At 43.8% G+C, this 16,829-nt stretch carries 18 protein-coding genes and 1 other RNA gene; 10 read left to right on the top strand and 9 right to left on the bottom strand.

Features of this window, described 5'->3' with window-relative positions; all coding sequences use genetic code 11:
* Nucleotides 1-38 precede the first annotated feature (38 nt).
* Genes LHL20_RS03340 through pspF form a run of 6 tightly spaced genes read right to left on the bottom strand, consistent with a single transcriptional unit; the run spans nt 39 to nt 6,572 of the window.
* Nucleotides 39-842 carry an ATP-binding cassette domain-containing protein gene (locus LHL20_RS03340; RefSeq protein WP_159623421.1) on the bottom strand — a complete coding sequence of 268 codons (804 nt, stop codon included), beginning with the start codon at nt 840-842 and terminating at the stop codon, nt 39-41.
* Nucleotides 842-1,837 (bottom strand): peptide ABC transporter ATP-binding protein, encoded by a 996-nt coding sequence (locus LHL20_RS03335; RefSeq protein ID WP_202264260.1) that lies wholly within the window; start codon nt 1,835-1,837, stop codon nt 842-844. Before LHL20_RS03335 ends, LHL20_RS03340 begins: the two co-directional genes overlap by 1 nt.
* Nucleotide 1,838: 1 nt before the next feature.
* Entirely contained in the window at nt 1,839-2,732 is an 894-nt protein-coding gene (locus tag LHL20_RS03330; protein WP_202264262.1) for an ABC transporter permease subunit, read from the bottom strand.
* Nucleotides 2,719-3,750, bottom strand: coding sequence for an ABC transporter permease subunit (locus LHL20_RS03325; protein ID WP_226432251.1), 1,032 nt, complete (start codon nt 3,748-3,750; stop codon nt 2,719-2,721). Before LHL20_RS03325 ends, LHL20_RS03330 begins: the two co-directional genes overlap by 14 nt.
* Nucleotides 3,747-5,459 carry an ABC transporter substrate-binding protein gene (locus LHL20_RS03320; RefSeq protein ID WP_226432250.1) on the bottom strand — a complete coding sequence of 571 codons (1,713 nt, stop codon included), beginning with the start codon at nt 5,457-5,459 and terminating at the stop codon, nt 3,747-3,749. The genes LHL20_RS03325 and LHL20_RS03320 overlap by 4 nt, the downstream gene beginning before the upstream one ends.
* 3 nt (nt 5,460-5,462) lie before the next feature.
* Nucleotides 5,463-6,572, bottom strand: coding sequence for a phage shock protein operon transcriptional activator (pspF, locus tag LHL20_RS03315; protein ID WP_226432249.1), 1,110 nt, complete (start codon nt 6,570-6,572; stop codon nt 5,463-5,465).
* 218 nt (nt 6,573-6,790) lie between these two features.
* On the opposite strand from pspF, the gene pspA reads away from it, so the two are divergent.
* The 3 genes from pspA (at nt 6,791) to pspC (ending at nt 8,231) form a co-directional block, all read left to right on the top strand.
* On the top strand, nt 6,791-7,474 hold the full coding sequence (gene pspA / locus LHL20_RS03310) for a phage shock protein PspA (RefSeq protein WP_202264270.1): 684 nt from the start codon (nt 6,791-6,793) through the stop codon (nt 7,472-7,474).
* Nucleotides 7,475-7,548: 74 nt separating this feature from the next.
* Nucleotides 7,549-7,788 (top strand): envelope stress response membrane protein PspB, encoded by a 240-nt coding sequence (gene pspB / locus LHL20_RS03305; protein WP_159623409.1) that lies wholly within the window; start codon nt 7,549-7,551, stop codon nt 7,786-7,788.
* Nucleotides 7,785-8,231: an envelope stress response membrane protein PspC gene (gene pspC / locus LHL20_RS03300; protein ID WP_202264272.1), complete on the top strand. Its 447-nt coding sequence runs from the start codon at nt 7,785-7,787 to the stop codon at nt 8,229-8,231. The genes pspB and pspC overlap by 4 nt, the downstream gene beginning before the upstream one ends.
* Here pspC and LHL20_RS03295 read toward each other — a convergent pair.
* A complete protein-coding gene (locus LHL20_RS03295) occupies nt 8,218-8,379 on the bottom strand; it encodes a hypothetical protein (RefSeq protein WP_226432248.1) in 162 nt (53 codons plus the stop codon). The two genes, pspC and LHL20_RS03295, sit on opposite strands and share 14 nt — an antisense overlap.
* A gap of 46 nt (nt 8,380-8,425) precedes the next feature.
* Between LHL20_RS03295 and phhA the strand changes: the two genes are divergently transcribed.
* From phhA to maiA, 4 genes are all read left to right on the top strand, one after another.
* Nucleotides 8,426-9,226, top strand: coding sequence for a phenylalanine 4-monooxygenase (gene phhA / locus LHL20_RS03290; RefSeq protein WP_226432247.1), 801 nt, complete (start codon nt 8,426-8,428; stop codon nt 9,224-9,226).
* A gap of 204 nt (nt 9,227-9,430) precedes the next feature.
* Nucleotides 9,431-10,987, top strand: a complete 1,557-nt coding sequence (tyrR, locus tag LHL20_RS03285) for a transcriptional regulator TyrR (protein ID WP_202264276.1) — start codon at nt 9,431-9,433, stop codon at nt 10,985-10,987.
* 250 nt (nt 10,988-11,237) lie between these two features.
* Nucleotides 11,238-12,248 carry a fumarylacetoacetate hydrolase family protein gene (locus LHL20_RS03280; protein ID WP_226432246.1) on the top strand — a complete coding sequence of 337 codons (1,011 nt, stop codon included), beginning with the start codon at nt 11,238-11,240 and terminating at the stop codon, nt 12,246-12,248.
* A 97-nt stretch (nt 12,249-12,345) separates the two neighbouring features.
* Nucleotides 12,346-12,999, top strand: coding sequence for a maleylacetoacetate isomerase (maiA, locus tag LHL20_RS03275; RefSeq protein ID WP_226432245.1), 654 nt, complete (start codon nt 12,346-12,348; stop codon nt 12,997-12,999).
* Between the two features lie 97 nt (nt 13,000-13,096).
* Here maiA and LHL20_RS03270 read toward each other — a convergent pair whose 3' ends face one another.
* A complete protein-coding gene (locus LHL20_RS03270) occupies nt 13,097-13,564 on the bottom strand; it encodes an Lrp/AsnC family transcriptional regulator (RefSeq protein ID WP_014948689.1) in 468 nt (155 codons plus the stop codon).
* A gap of 250 nt (nt 13,565-13,814) precedes the next feature.
* On the opposite strand from LHL20_RS03270, the gene LHL20_RS03265 reads away from it, so the two are divergent.
* Entirely contained in the window at nt 13,815-14,873 is a 1,059-nt protein-coding gene (locus tag LHL20_RS03265) for a Glu/Leu/Phe/Val dehydrogenase dimerization domain-containing protein (RefSeq protein WP_226432244.1), read from the top strand.
* 98 nt (nt 14,874-14,971) lie between these two features.
* An RNA gene (gene ffs / locus LHL20_RS03260) (signal recognition particle sRNA small type) lies at nt 14,972-15,068 on the top strand.
* A 25-nt stretch (nt 15,069-15,093) separates the two neighbouring features.
* Here the strand turns inward: ffs and LHL20_RS03255 are convergent.
* Entirely contained in the window at nt 15,094-15,378 is a 285-nt protein-coding gene (locus LHL20_RS03255; protein ID WP_226432243.1) for a late competence development ComFB family protein, read from the bottom strand.
* Nucleotides 15,379-15,618: 240 nt separating this feature from the next.
* On the opposite strand from LHL20_RS03255, the gene LHL20_RS03250 reads away from it, so the two are divergent.
* Nucleotides 15,619-16,698, top strand: a complete 1,080-nt coding sequence (locus LHL20_RS03250) for a tryptophan 2,3-dioxygenase family protein (RefSeq protein ID WP_226432242.1) — start codon at nt 15,619-15,621, stop codon at nt 16,696-16,698.
* Nucleotides 16,699-16,829 lie beyond the last annotated feature (131 nt).

The raw sequence follows: 16,829 nt of genomic DNA, 5'->3' as shown, positions 1-16,829 counted from the left end.
CAATAGCCCACGTAAACGCCATGTAAACGCAATAACGGCTATCGAATAGTATGTTGGGGCACTAAAGATTGATAAGCGGTGACTAACTTCTTTGTTCTCACGTGCTGTGGCCACCTAAAAATGGTTTCAGTTTTGCCTTCTTCCACAATTTCACCGTTCTCCATCACGATTATCCTATCGGCAATATGACGGACAATACCCAAATTGTGGCTAATAAAAATAAAGGCGAGCCCTAATTCTTGTTGCAACTCCAATATCAAATTGACAGTTTGAGAGCGAATCGAGGGGTCTAGGGCCGCGAAAGGCTCGTCTGCGACAAGTACTTTAGGTTTGAGTACAATAGCTCTAGCGAGAGCCACGCGTTGTTGCTGACCGTCTGACAGCATATGTCGATAAAAGTAATAGTGCTCGCGAAGTAGGCCGACTTTAACCAGCATATCTTCCACTATGGGTTTTCTTTGAGCTTCGGTTAAATCCGTATTTAAGCGAAGAGGCTCGTCGAGAATTTTACCTACTGGCACAGCCGGGTTCATCGACTCACTACTGTGTTGTAAAATCATGCGGATATCGTGCGTACGCTTTTGTTGGCTTTCCTTAGATTGATACTTCGCCAAATATTTATGCGTATTTATTTCTATCTCGCCAGCATCAGCAGGAATGGCGCCAACTAAAAGCTTAGCAAGCAGTGATTTGCCAGAACGATTCTCACCAATAATTGCAATGGTTTCTCCTCGTTTCACACTTAAATCCACGGGGCCTAACTGAAATATTTCTGGTCGCTTAAGCCAGCGTTTTTTCTCGTTGTGAATAAAAGTCAGTTGTTTAACCTGCATGATGTCCATTACAGCTTCTCCATATGCAACGGGTAATGGCAACTATAGCTATGGTCATGAATACGGCGTACTGCTGGTGTTTGCACGCAGGCACGTTGTGCTCTTGGGCATCGAGGCCCTAACCGGCATCCAATGGGTAAATGCTGAAGAGTTGGAATAGAACCACCAAGCGTCGGTAAATGTGACTTTGGTGGTAAATCTTTTCGAAAACTCGGTGCACTATCAAGTAGTGCTTTGGTGTACGGATGCAATGGTCGCTTTTTAATATGCTTCATCTTGCCAGATTCAACAGTTTGCCCTGCATAAAGCACTGTCATTGAATGAGACATGCTAGCAATCGCAAGTAAGTCATGACTTACAAACAAAATCGACAATGAGCGAGTTTGATTTAACCGCGTAAAAAGCTTAAGAATTTGCGTTTTCGTAGTGGGCTCCATTCCGCGCGTAGGGTCGTCGGCAATAAGTAACTTTGGTTGTGATACCAACGCCATGGCAATCATAAATTTCTGGCCGATGTCGGCGGGAATTTGGTGAGGGAAGGCGCTTAGATAATGCTTATGGTGCTTGATCCCTACTTTATGTACCGTGCTTATCGCAATCTTTTTACGATGTTGTGCTCTTTGCCAGAACCATGTGCCTTCGACAAATTCATCGGGAATACTCTCTTCCAACTGTTCGCCTAATGTGGCCGACGGGTCGAGGCTGGCTTGCGGGTTTTGAAATACCACAGCAATTTCTCTGCGCATGACTTCTCTGCGCTGTTGCACCGACATGCCTAATAAGTTTTCACCGTTCCAACTCATTCGATCTGCAGTAAGGTTCCACTGATTAGGTAGCGCGCCACAAATTGCCGATACAATTAAGCTTTTTCCTGACCCCGATTCACCTACAAGCGCTCTGATTTCACCACTGCTCACTGATAAATTGACTTTATCTAATGCCTTAATTGTTCCATCACTGCTTTGCATTTCAAGGGTGAGGTTTTTGATATCAAGCATTGGCATTTTAGTGACTCACTCTTTTTCTTAGTGCTGAGCGTAAACCGTCGCCAACAATATTAATCGACAGTACGAGAAAGAAAATTGCCATACCAGGGACAGCTACATTCCATGGTGCCAGATAGGCCACGTCCAAACCGTCCGCTAAAATAACACCAAGCTCTGGAAGTGGCGACTGCGCACCTAAACTCAAAAAGCCCAGAGCTGAAATGTCGATAACAGCAATAGAAAGTGCCAATGTACCTTGGACCACAAGCATCTCTGTCATATTGGGCAAAATAGAATGCACGAAAAGTTGCCACCTGCTGGCACCGTCAAGTTTCGATGCAATAATGTACTCTTTCTTCATTTCTTGGCGGACAAAGCTTCGGGTGTGGTGAACGAACTGTGGAATAAGCGCCAATGTTATGGCCCACATACTGTTAACCAATCCCGTTCCTAGAATTGCGACAATGATGATAGCAATAAGTAGTGTAGGTATTGCCATAAGTGCATCAAGCAAGTGATTCACAATACTTGAGCGTACACCGCGCAGCATGCCTGCAAACGTTCCTAAACTTACGCCAACAAGCATAGCTAAAACAACCGTTATAAACGCCGTTCCCAACGTGATACGACACCCATAAATAATACGTGTAAAAAGGTCTCTACCCAGTGCGTCAGTACCAAAAAAATGTGAAATGGCACCATTAGCCATCCAGCTTGGGGGGACCAGCAAACCATCGATGTTTTGTTCTATTGCATCATATGGGGTGATAACAGGCGCAAAAAGTGCACAAAAGACAAATAAGCCCAGCATAAACAAGCCAACCATAGCGATGTGACTCGCTTTAAAGGCAGCCCATGTCCGCTGCCACGGCGACGGATGGAACTCTTCGTCGTATAAACTAAACTGTGGCACGTTCGTATTTCTCTCTGCTTGGGTCTATCAATCGATTAAATAAGTCGACGAGTATAGTCAATGTAATAACTAGGGTTGATACCGCCATCATGCCTATGCGAAGCGCCGGATAATCTCGCTGGTAAATAGCCTGTATTAACCAATTACCGATGCCAGGCCACGAAAATAGGGTCTCTACAATCATGGCATTGGTAATTAGCGTTGTGATTTGTATTGCCATTAATGGCAATATAGGAAGCAGAGCATTTCGCAATACGTGACGAAAGAAAATTTGCCAACTTGAAAGTCCGCGAGAAACAGCGGCTGCGATGTAAGGACGATGCTTTACATCGATAACAGAGCGCCTTGTTATCCGTATCATCGAAGCAGTGGTAATTGCACCAATGGCGAATGTGGGCAGCGCTAAGTGTGACAGCGCATCTTTAAATGCTAATGACTTATTCTCGACATTGCTTACTAGTATATCTATCAAAATAAAACCAGTTACCGGTTCAATGTCATAAAGCAGGCTTATTCGCCCTGACAAGGGCGCAGCATCTAACTGCAAGCTGAAGATTAATATGAGTAACAGCGCAAACCAAAACACAGGAAAAGAATACGTGGTGATACTTGCGCTGTTTATTAAATGATCTGACGTTGAATAGCAGCGAATGCCTGCGTAATATCCTAATGGAATGCCAACAAATAATGCCATCAACATTGCATAGGTGGCTAACTCTATAGTGGCAGGCATGGCAACGCCAACCTCGTCGCGAAGCGGTAATCCTGAGGTGAAACTATAGCCCCACTCGCCGGTGACTAGGTTTCCCAGATAATTAACGAATTGAACCACATAACCGCTATCTAGCTTAAACTGTCGCTCTAATGCCTGACGCTGTATCTCATTTTGCGGTACTAAACCTGTGAGATTTTCCAATGTGTCGCCGGGGAATAAATAGGCTAACGAAAACGACATCACAGCTAACACCAAAAGGGTGAGTACAAGTAATGTGCAATATCTAACGAGGATTTGGATCACAGCGTTTTCTCAACTCCACCAAAGCGAACACCACCGAAGGGGTTAATTGTCATATGCTCAAGTTCTTGTCGGTACGCTTGGTAGCGATAGGCATGAGCAATGGGTACAAGAGGCAAGCGCTCATACAGTAAGCGGTTTACTTGCTGATAAATAGCACTGCGCTCATCGATATCGTCAGTCTGTAGTGCCTCATTGAGCAATCTATCATAATCTTCATTGCACCACATGGCTCTGTTTGTGCCGGAGGGTATGGCGTCGCAACTTAACAATGGTCGATAGAAGTTGTCGGGATCGCCATTGTCCGCCGACCAGCCAATAAGCACTGAGTCATGGAGACCTTCCAAAAGGTGGCGCCTAAAGGTTGCCCAATCATAACTTACAATAGTGGCTTCAACCCCCACATCACGCAGGTAACGTTGAATAAGTTCAGCCATTTTATTGGCGTTAGGATTATATGCTCGCTCTACAGGCATCGCCCATATGGTCATTGTGAAGCCCTGCTCAATACCGGCATCAGCCAGTAGTTTTCTCGCAAGAACAGGGTTATAAGCGGTATCGTCTGCATCGTTTTGAAAGGCCCAGCTAGCCGCCGGTAATAAAGTTTTCGCGCGGGTTGCGCTATCAAAATAAACCGCTTCAAGCAGCGTGTTTTTATCGATAGCCGCGGCTAGTGCTCTTCTTACAATGGGGTTATCAAACGGTGGTCGTTGTGTATTAAACGCCCAAAAACCAATATTAAGTCCAGGTTTTTCTGCCAAGATTAGGTCGTCTCTCGTGCGGATGACTTCAAGCTCTGTCTGCGCGGGAAAAGCCGTTGCATCACACTCGCCAGTCATAAGCTTAGCCAAACGCAAGGAACTCTTTGGCGTAATATCAAAGATAAGCTGTTCAACATGCTGCGGCTTTGCCTCTTGGGGTTGTTGCTCTTCAAGTTGCTCGTCGAATTCAGGTGAATTAACTGACGCAAGTTGTTGAGACTTTTGTAGCTCAGCTAACCGCCAATAGTCATAGTGGCGGAGGTATTTGATAAAGTGGTCTTTACGGTAGCTGTCGAACTTAAATGGACCAGTGCCAATGGGGAGTTGGTCAATTTTACTCGGTGTACCTTGTTCTGCCAGATGTGTGGCATATTCTTCAGATAAAATGACGGCAAAGTCAGTGGCGAGGTTTGCTAGAAAAGAACTGTCTCTGCGCTTGAGTGTTATCTCGACACGGTAGCCGTTGACACGCTCAACGGCCGCAATATTCTGCGCGAGCCCAAGACTTTCAAAATAGGGGTAGCGACCACCTGATACATAATGATATGAATGTGAGTTCAATCGCCATCGATCAATACTAAAAATAACATCGTCAGCGTTGAAGTTACGCGTTGGCGTAAAATAGTCAGTGGTGTGAAAAGCTACATCTTTGCGTAATTGAAACGCATAGGTTAAGCCATCGTTAGTCACCAACCAACTACTCGCTAAGCTCGGTACAATGCGTCCTGAGTCTGGATCAAAGTCTAACAAGCGGTCATAAAGTTGATGAGACGTCGCGTCAGAAGTCGTACTTGATGTGTCTAGCTGAGGGTTAAATGTAACAGGGTTACTTTCTGAGCAGTAAATAACACCAGTGTTGTAAAACGCTTGTTTATTTTGCTTGCCGCAGGAGACGACAAGCAGTGCGCTACATAGGCACAGGGCCAAACGCTTTACAAAACCATTTAACATGCTTTACGCCTCGACGTTCTCAGCGGAAGAATCTAGTAAATTGTACTTTTTAAGGTAACCACGAAGCTGATGATACGTCAGACTTAGCTTATCGGCTGTTTTCTTTTGATTAAACTGACTGTCAGCAAGTGCCTGTTTTATCATATCTATCTCATATTGTTGAGAGCGTTCTTTCAAATCAATAGGATAATCGATATTTTCGGGTATGTCGGCGGCTTTTGGTGCGACTGACTCAATAGAATGGCTTGGTTCACTAGCCTGGGGTGCAGCAGGTGTGGCAATACTCTCGGTACTTACTCGATCGTTTGTTTTCACTCGGCTTGTAGGGCGGAAAACTGATTCAAACGGATCTAATACAATTTCATGCACAGGAAGGTGAGGGTTATTGGTGCGGTAAACTGCTCGCTCAACCACGTTTTTTAGCTCACGTATGTTACCTGGCCAATCGTAATCAAGTAGTGTGCGCTTAGCCTTCTCGGTAAAACCACTAAATAACTCCATTTCCATCTCGCGCGCCATGTTAATTGCGAAGTTTTCAGCAAGCATCATTATATCTTCTCGGCGCTCGCGAAGTGGAGGGATTGTGATTACATCAAAGGCCAGTCTGTCGAGTAGGTCGGCTCTAAATTCTCCAGCCTCTGCCAATGTGGGCAAGTCTTCGTTGGTAGCGGCAATTAAACGTACGTCAGTTTTAACTGACTTACTGCCACCGACACGTTCAAATTCGCCGTATTCAACAACGCGTAGTAGTTTCTCTTGAATAAGCCCTGAAGTGTTAGCAAGTTCATCTAAAAATAGCGTGCCATTATGTGCAACTTCGAAGCGTCCTTCTCTTCGTTTTGAAGCTCCGGTAAATGCACCAGCTTCATAACCAAAGAGTTCACTTTCTAACAAACTCTCGCTTAGCGCAGCACAATTAAGTTTTACGTAGTTTTGGTCCCAGCGTTTCGATAAGAAATGCAAACGCGCTGCAATAAGCTCTTTACCCGTACCACGTTCTCCTATAACTAATACGGGTTTATCTAACGGTGCTATTTGTGAAATCTGCTCTAAAATTTCTAAGAAACTATTTGCTTGGCCTAGCAAATTGTCCTGTTGGCGATACCTACTCATTAAATCCCTCAAAAGTTAGTCATTTCGACCAATTAATAGTGTAGAACAAAACATATGGATAAACGAGTATTATTTGAAATGAATAAAAGCTTATTTTAATCAGTGGTTTACAAGTTTTTGCAGGTTGGCAAGCATATTGTATATATTAATGGCAAGAGTAACCGTGTTTATCAAATGAGTTGTTTCGACAACCAGATATTTAGCAAGAGGTAATTATTATGGGTATCTTCTCGCGTTTCACAGATATTGTGAATTCAAACATAAATGCGCTTTTAGATAAGGCGGAAGATCCTGAAAAAATGGTTAGATTAATCATTCAGGAAATGGAAGACACGCTAGTAGAAGTGCGTTCAGCTTCAGCGAAAACACTAGCGAACAAAAAAGATATCGTTAATCAAATTGCGAAATACGAAAGTGACGCAAGTGATTGGCAAGCCAAAGCGGAATTGGCACTAAGCAAAGACCGTGAAGACTTGGCTCGTGCGGCACTTCAAGAGAAGAAGAAGTCAGCAGAGGCGGCTGAATCGTTGAGCAAAGAGTTAACGATTGTTGAAGAGCAAATTAGCAAGCTTCAAGATGAAATCAGTCAGCTTCAAGAAAAGCTAGCAGACGCTAAGACGCGCCAGAAAGCGATCATCATGCGCCAAAAAACCGCAAGCTCGCGATTAGAGGTGAAAAAGACGCTTGATAGCAGTAAAGTAGATAACGCAATGGGCCGCTTCGAACAGTATGAGCGTAAAATTGATGATCTTGAGTCTCAAGTTGAAGCATACGATCTAGGCAAGAAAACGTTACAAGACGAGTTCGCTGAATTAGAAGCTAGCGACAAAGTTGAAGACGAACTAGCGGCATTAAAAGCTAAAGTTAAAGGTGCGAATAAAAGCACTGAAAAGTCAGAATAATAAGAATAGGGCGCTGCCTCACCAGTTAGGATAAGAGTGGGGCAGACTGGTCGGGGTTTGTTGGAGATTACGAGATGGAAGAAGGTATCATTGCATTATTGGTAACGCCGTTAATTGTATTCACAATTTTTGTTGCGCCAATTTGGTTAATCTTGCATTACCGCAGCAAGAAACAAGTTAGCCAAGGGTTGAGTGCCGAAGAGTACGCCACACTCCAAGTGCTTGCAGAGCAAGCTGAAAAAATGAGTGAACGTATTGAGACCCTTGAAGCCATTCTAGATAGCGAGGCACCTGAGTGGAGGAATAGAGCATGAGAAACGGTAAACAGCTCTATCGCAACCCAGACAATGCAAGAATTGCCGGTGTATGTTCAGGCGTAGCAGAATACTTCGGTCTAGAAACATGGTTGGTAAGAATTTTAGTGGTAACCGGGTTTTTCCTTTTAGCCGGACCATTTATGTTAGTCGCTTATGTCGCAGCATGGTTCATCTTAGATAAAAAGCCTAGCGGATTGGAAACTGAGCAGCCACAGCCTGTATTTTCGAAAGGTAAAGGTTGGAGAAATCCTAACGCAGGCCAGGTGAAAAGCCCTAAAGTGGAAGTGAAAACAAAAGTGTGGCAAGCAGGTGAGCCGCCAAAGCAAGCCTTTCACGACATTCGCAATCGTTTCGAAAAAGCAGAAAGTCGACTACGTAAAATGGAGACGTATGTAACGTCTAGAGAGTATCAACTCAACAAAGAAATTAGTCGCCTTTAGCAGCCTCGTAATATCTCAAAAAGCCGCTTTCTAAAAGCGGCTTTTTTGTGCTTAAAATCAGTGCTTTAAAGCTATGATGTAAAATTCTTGTTACAGCAGAAAGCAATGCTCCAAACGCATCGCTACTTTTCCAAAGTCTGTTTTTCATTAGACTAATGTGCATACTTTTTACGGAAAATTGGTTAATTGAAGTTATGCCAAAATCGACCCAGTACCAATCAAGAGAATCTGATGAAAACGGCTTTATCGCATGGTCCGATGAAGAAAATCAGATTTGGTCTGAATTGTACGCTAGACAGATTCCCTTAGTGGAAGAACGTGCCTGTCAGGAATATCTCGATGGTCTTGAGCTGTTAAATCTCAGCCAAGATAAAATTCCACAGTTACCTGACATCAACCGCGTGTTAATGGAAAAAACGGGGTGGCAAACAGCAGAAGTGCCAGCACTCATTAACTTTGGAGAGTTTTTTCGCCTACTGGCCAATAAACAGTTTCCAGTAGCTACTTTCATTCGCACACGTGAAGAGTTTGATTATTTGCAAGAACCTGACATCTTCCACGAAGTGTTTGGACATTGCCCGCTTTTAACTAACCCGGCCTTTGCGCATTTCACGCATACCTACGGTAAGTTGGGGCTTGAGGCGAGTAAGGAAGACAGGGTATACCTTGCGCGTTTGTATTGGTTTACGGTTGAATTTGGTTTAGTACGCGCACAAGGCGACCTTAAAATATACGGCGGTGGGATCCTGTCATCTCCAGGTGAAACCATTTATGCGCTTGATAGTGATAAACCACTACGCAACCCATTAACCGCAATAGATGCGTTAAGAACGCCTTACCGCATAGATATAATGCAGCCTTTGTATTATATCTTGCCAGAGTTTGACCACTTGTTTGAATTGGCAGAAATGGACATCATGGCTTTGGTGGAAGAGGCAAAGTCTTTAGGTTTGTTTTCCCCACTTTTCCCACCTAAAGAGAAAAAAGCAAGCTAGTGCGTTAAACAGTGCTTGTTAAATAAATGTACTTTTTATAGGATGCCGGTCGATGACGCGGCATTCTTTGTATTTGAAAGCTTTCCAGATTATTTGTGCGTCATTCATCGCATTTTTCAACTTCTGTAACAATTATATTGTTATCTTTTTGTAAAAGTATGGTATCTTGTACATATAAGTTTACAAACCTTACTATAACACCCTATGCGCTTAGAAATCAGTTGTCAGGATCGCCTTGGAATTACACAAGACGTTTTAGATATTCTAGTTACCAAAGAAATCGACCTGCGAGGTATCGAGATTGATCCGGCAGGTAAAATTTTCCTTAATTTTCCCAATATTGAGTTTGCCGATTTTCAGCATTTAATGCCTCAGATTCGTCGCATCGACGGAATCGATGATGTAAAGACTACGCTGTTTATGCCTGGTGAGCGTGAAAAAAACCAACTTTCTGCGATTCTACGCACGTTGCCCGATCCGGTTTTCTCAATTGATGCTAAAGGCAATATTTTATTATGTAACGAAGCCGTCTGTGCTGGTTTAGAGATAGCCAGCAGTGAGATTGAAGGCACTGACATTAGTGAAGTGGTGAAAGGTTTCAATTTCATCAAATGGATGGATGGTAAATCCCCCGGCCCTCAAACGTCGAAAGTGAAGTTTATTCAGCAAGACTACCTTGCTGATATGTTGCCCATTACTGTACCCGATGGTGATCAAAACAAAATTATGGCAGGGGCGGTGGTTATTCTTAAATCAGAAATGCGTTTAGGACAGCAATTTACCGCGTTTCACCAATCGCCCACAGACAGTTTTGACCGCTTTGTTACGCACTCTCCTTTTATGAAACGCGTAGTGCATGAGGCCAAACGTGTTGCAGACCTCGACGCGCCAATTCTTATTTTTGGCGAGACGGGCACGGGTAAAGAAATGATCGCACGAGCGTGCCATCAATCGAGTCGTCGCAGTGAAGGTGCGTTTCTAGCGCTTAACTGTGCGTCTCTACCTGATAGCGTGGCAGAAACTGAATTGTTTGGTTATGCAGCAGGTGCTTTTAATCAGCCAAATGCAAAAGTTGGGTTACTTGAGCAGGCTAAAGGTGGAACACTGCTGCTTGATGAAATCGCTGACATGTCTTCTCAACTGCAGGCAAAATTACTACGCGTATTGGAAGACGGCGAGTTTAGGCGTGTAGGTGATGCAGAGCCAGTTAAAGTTGACGTACGCTTTATTTGTACCACGTGTCGCGATTTAGGACAGCTTGTTGAAGAAGGCCGCTTTAGAAAAGAGCTATATTATCGACTTAACGTATTGAGTTTAGTGATGCCGTCTTTGAAAGACAGACGCCAAGATATTGTGCCTCTGGCAGAGTCGTTTATAGTTCAACACAGTACGAAATTGGGCCGACGTCCAGCGAAACTGAGTAAGTCATGCGTTGACTTTCTGCAGCAATACCCGTGGCCAGGTAATGTCAGGCAATTACAGAATGCTTTGTATCGAGCATTGTCGTTACTTGATGGAAAGGAAATTACCAAAGAAGACATTCAATTGCCAAGTTGTGCGCCTAGTGTCACTTACATTGATGAGAACTTCGATGGCACGTTAGATGAAGAAGTGAAAAAGTTCGAAAAGGATCTGCTAAAACGTCTTTACCCTTTCTACCCAAGTACTCGTCAGTTGGCGAAAAAGTTAGGGTTAAGCCATACGGCAATTGCCAATAAACTGCGGGAATATGGTATTAATAAGGCCACTGTTAAACTGTAGCAATCCCGCTTCTAAAGAGTGGTTCTGTTCACAACTTAGTGAGAAATCAGTCTCTCAACGCGTGTTACGTTTTATTTACAACACGCGTTTCCCTCAATAAATAAGGGGTTAGAGGAATCCGTCATACTTTTTGCGTACAGGGTTTCTTACAGCGCCCAAAAACTTCGCATGTTTGTTGCTTCTCAATACCCCGTCTTTAGTGGCATAACTATAGTTATAGAAAACACAATGTAGATTCGAGGAATGACAAATGAAATTGGCTACTTATAAGAATGAAACTCGCGATGGCTGCTTAATGGTGGTGTCGCGCGATCTTTCTCGAGCGTGTAGCGCACAAGATATTGCGAAAACAATGCAAGAGGCATTGGATAGCTGGCAAGACATCGCTCCTCAATTACAAATGCGTTATCAGCAGCTTAACGACAATAGTTGCGAAAGTGTGGCATTTGACTCCACGCGCTGCGAATCTCCGCTTCCGCGTGCCTACCAGTGGGCTGATGGCAGTGCCTACGTTAACCACGTAGAGTTAGTGCGCAAAGCTCGTGGCGCTGAAATGCCAGAAACATTTTGGACAGATCCTCTAATGTATCAAGGTGGTTCTGATGATTTCATCGGACCTAACGATGATATTATTCTGCCAAGTGACGATTGGGGAATAGATTTTGAAGGCGAAGTTGCTGTGGTCACTGACGATGTGCCAATGGCGTGTTCGCCAGAGCAGGCTGCAGAGCGTATTCGCTTAGTGATGTTGGTGAATGATGTATCGCTTCGCGGCCTCATCCCTGGTGAGTTGGCGAAAGGGTTTGGTTTCTTCCAATCGAAACCTGCGTCGAGCTTCTCACCCGTTGCAGTGACACCAGATGAGTTAGGTGATGCGTGGAGTGATAGCAAAGTACACCTTCCACTTCGTTCTACCTACAACGGTGAGTTATTTGGTAAGCCCGAAGCCGGTCAAGATATGACATTCAACTTTGGTCAATTGGTTGCTCACGCCGCGAAAAGTCGCAACTTAGGTGCCGGTGCTATCATTGGTTCAGGTACGGTGTCGAACAAACAAGGCACCGAACATGGCTCTGCGATTTCTGAAGGTGGACTAGGGTACTCGTGTATTGCTGAAGTGCGTATGATCGAGACGATTCGAGATGGTAAGCCATCTACACCATTTATGCAGTTTGGCGACCGTATTCGTATTGAAATGCTCGACAACGACGGTAACAGTGTGTTTGGTGCCATTGAACAGCAAGTAAAGCCACTTAGCTAATCGCACAGTGTGGTGCAAGGCAAAAATGTGAAATTGCAGCTACATAATTAGGGCTGCAATTCCACAACCATTTTAACTAGAAACTCTAGGTGGTTTTATGAGCATCAAATTGTATGGTTACTGGCGTTCAACAGCATCGTATCGAGTGCGTATTGCGCTTAATCTAAAAGGTGTGGAATACGAATACGTGCCGGTTCACTTGGTGAATAATGGTGGTGAGCAGCACGGAGAAAATTATACACGCCTAAATCCTTCACATTTGGTTCCTACCTTGGTCGATGAGGATGAAGACATCATCCTTAACCAATCAATGTCTATTATCGAGTATTTGGATGAACGATATGACGGGGAGCATCGCCTTATTCCAGAGCATCGTACTGAACGAGCTCGCGTTAGAGCATTGGCGCAGGATATTGCCTGTGATATTCAGCCCTTGGGTAACCTTAGAGTGCTTAATGCGTTAAAGGGAAATTTCGATGCACAACAAGACGATGTGGCACGCTGGGCCTCGCATTGGATTAAGGTTGGGTTTGATGGCATAGAAAAGCGTTTGCAGACGCAAGCAGGGAAATATTGCTTTGATTTCGATATCACCATGGCTGACGTATGCCTTGTGCCTCAAGTGTACAACGCTTTACGCTTTAATGTTGATATGTCTCAGTATCCATTGATAAGCAAAATAGCCGATAATTGCAATGCATTAGATGAATTCATCAAGGCAAAGCCTGAGAATCAAGTCGACGCAAACTAAGGTTTCGCATTTTTTGTCCAAAACAAAAAAGGCCGCATTTGGGGTGACTCTAAAACGTTAGAGTCAAACCACAATGCGGCCTTTTTGTGCTAATCAACTACTGTCTTTTAATAGGTAGCTCGGTGGTATTTTTTACTTGCTTCAACGCAAACGTAGAGCTTAGGTGATCAACAAGAGGTAGATGTGTAAGTTTGGTTTTGAGTAGAAACTCGTACTCTTCAATGCTTTCCACAATAACCTTCAATAGATAATCTTTCTCACCACTTGTAGTATGACATTCTACAATTTCATCAATATTTTGAACGGCATTTTCAAAATCCGTCAACGAATCGCCATCGTGGTTTTTTAGCGTAACGTAAATAAAAACAGACACACCTAGATTGAGTTTTTTGCTGTTTAGCAAGGTTACTTTGCCTAAAATGATGCCATCTGCTTCCATACGCTTCACCCTGCGCCAGCAAGGTGTATGAGAAAGTCCCACGCGCTGGCTCAGGTCAGCCATAGATACTGTGGCGTCTTGCTGCAATACCCGCAATATCTCACGATCAAATTTATCCAATTTCATGAACACTGTTTCCGTCGTTTTTATGATGTTTATTATATATAAAAAAAAATCCTAGGATAGTTGTCCTAGAAAAATAGTATTCAATTCCATTCTGTTTCAGTTTGTAAATTTCATTAACAAACTTAGCAAGGCTTGTCCTCAAAATAATCAGCTAACATTGCTGAAATGATAGGGATCCTGCTACGACAACTACTGTTGTAATAAAGCGGTCTCGTTGAGTTAATTTCACCACAGTTATAATAGGGAATGTATGTCAGTTTTTGATCACCCAGAGTTCGATAAACACGAACATGTAGCGTTTTACCACGACGAAGAAGCGGGCTTGAGTGCCATTATTGCTGTACACAATACAAACCTAGGCCCAGCGCTCGGCGGTTGCCGTATGTGGCCATATGTAAATAGTGGTGAAGCACTCACTGATGTGTTGCGTCTTTCACGTGGTATGACATACAAGGCGGCTATGGCCAATCTTGAGTTGGGCGGTGGTAAGTCGGTCATTATTGGCGATCCAAGAAAGGCCAAAACGCCAGAAATGATGAAGGCGATGGGCAAGTTTGTTGAATCACTAGGTGGCAAATATTTCACCGCTGAAGATTCAGGCATTGCAGTAACCGACTTGCAAACTATGGCAACAGAATCAGATTACATCGCTGGTGTGCATGCAAAATATCACTACGCGGGTGAAGTGCCAGATGGAAATCCAGCACCTTCGACAGCCTACGGTGTTTTTGTTGGGTTAAAAGCATCGGTTGAATATGGCCTTAAACGCAGTTTAGATGGCGTTTCTGTTGCTATCCAAGGAATGGGGCATGTGGGCTACCGACTTGCAAAGCACCTTCACGAGCATGGTGCTACCTTGTACGTTGCTGATATTTATCCTGAAGGAGTTGAAAAAGCCGTTGCTGAATTGGGTGCTACGGCAGTTGCACCTGAAGAAATCCTAAGCCTAGATGTCGATGTGTTAGCCCCTTGTGCGTTAGGCGCAGCTATTAATGACCAAACGCTTCCAGATATCAAAGCCAAGGTTATCGCTGGTGCTGCCAATAACCAATTGGCGCGAGAAGATATTGGCGAGTTACTAACCCAGCGCGGCATTTTATATGCACCAGATTACGTAATTAATGCCGGTGGCGTGATTGATATCTTCCATCAAAGAATGCCATCAAGCTCAAACGAAGCAATGCGCGCACATATTGAGCAAATCGGTGACACGCTAAAAGAAATTTATGTACGTGCTGAGCAAGAGGGAGCCGCGACAAACCGTGTTGCTAACCTTATTGCTGAAGAGAGATTTAATTTAAAGGGTTGAAAACTCTTAATCAAATAGTCATAATGCGCCCCGCACTGACGCAGGGCGTTATCATTTAGATAATCGACACTGCATTAGTCGCTTTTTCTATGGTGGGCTTTTGGTCCTCCCGCAATGATACTCTGTGAACCCGGTCAGGCCTGGAAGGGAGCAGCCGCAGCAGACGACTCATGTGCCGGGATGTGGCTGGAGGCCCGCCACCCAAACCTCCATCAACTCCCTATGCGGATTCTTCTTTCTTTGTTTTTTCTGATTCATCTAAGTATTTAAGTGCTTTACTAATGGCATGCTCTACGTTCATTTCCATTTGCTTGCGTTCACTTTGTGGCAGATAAAATGCCATATCAACTTCATAGCGAATGTAGCGGGGCGGCACTTGATTTAATGCTAAACAACACAAGTCGGCTAAATAATCAGCCGTCTTAGTTTTATCTAGTCCCATTTTGCTAATTCTTTCCAAAACAAGATGTTCGTAATAATTATGAATATCATCATCGAGTTTCATGCAACCTACCTTTTCCTTCTAGCGCGTTGGGCAGTAAATAGCGCATTGCTTACGGTCATTTGTGCCCAATGGACATATTTTTATACAACACAGTATAAACTACTGAACAATGTGAAGCCTGTCACTATAAAGGTATAGCTTGTATTCTGTGGTTGTCGAGTAAGGGGTGTTAGAATTACACCGTCAAAATAAAAACCAGCAGTCAAAACGACATTCAGACATGCAAAACGCGAGAACGACATGAAAAAGAATATTGAGCCATGCTATTACGGCGACTACCTGCAACTGGACAAAATCTTAGGGGCCCAAGCGCTACAGAGTGAAAAGTATGGTGAAGCAGCGCATGAAGAAACCTTGTTTATCATTGTGCATCAAGTATACGAGCTGTGGTTTAAACAAGTGCTTCACGAGCTTAATGCGGTTATTGATACCTTCAACCAAGACACAGTAAAAGATCAGCAACTTCCTCAGGTGGTATTGCGCTTACAGCGGGTGATTTCAATTCAGCGTTTGATGAACGACCAAATCGCCATTATGGAGACGATGACACCACAACAATTCCTGTCATTTAGAGACTACCTAGTACCTGCTTCGGGTTTTCAAAGCATTCAGTTTAAGCGCTTAGAAATATCACTGGGGCTAAAGCGCGAATTTAGAATCGATTTTGATCAGCAAAGTTTCTATAACCGTTTGAACGACAAAGATCGTGCTTTGCTTGAAGGCCTAGAAAAGAAACCGAGTTTATTTGAGCTTGTAGATAAATGGCTATCACGCATGCCACTGCTTAAAATGGAAGACTTCGATTTTTGGGAGTATTACAAAAACGCGGCCGACAAAATGCTGCAGGACGACTATGACACTATCGCGAGTAACGAGATGTTGTCTGACATTGAGATGCGTCAAGAGCTCAAAGACTGGCAAGCGACCAAAGATAACTTTGACGCATTGTTTGATCATGACCAATTTGAAACGTTAAGAGATGAAGGCAAGTTCAGGCTGAGCCATAACGCGCTGTTATCGGCGCTCTTTATTAAACAATACTCTGAAGAGCCCGTTTTCAACCTGCCGTTTCAACTCATAACCGCCCTTACTGAAATAGACGAGCAGCTAACGATTTGGCGATACAGACATGCCATGATGGTACAGCGCATGTTAGGTACAAAGATAGGCACTGGTGGCTCTTCGGGGCATCACTATTTGAAAAAAACAACAGAATCAAACCGTATTTATCTCGATTTCTTTAATATGGCCACGTTTCTTCTTCCGAAAAATGCACTTCCCGAGCTTCCGGAGTCAGTGAAAAGAAAGTTAGGTTTCTAACGATAGTGCTGAGTTTCTGGGGCTAGGGAACACTAGAGCGTGTTGACCTTTGCGGTACACTTTTTGTTCATTCCAAGCGAGTATCAGGCAATGAACGAGTTGCGTGGTTTGGTTATTCCAAATTAGCGACG

The sequence above is a fragment of the Alteromonas sp. McT4-15 genome, from assembly GCF_020515205.1.
Classification (GTDB): domain Bacteria; phylum Pseudomonadota; class Gammaproteobacteria; order Enterobacterales; family Alteromonadaceae; genus Alteromonas.
Note: the sequence above shows the minus strand (reverse complement) of the source record. Positions and strands in the feature narration are given on the sequence as shown.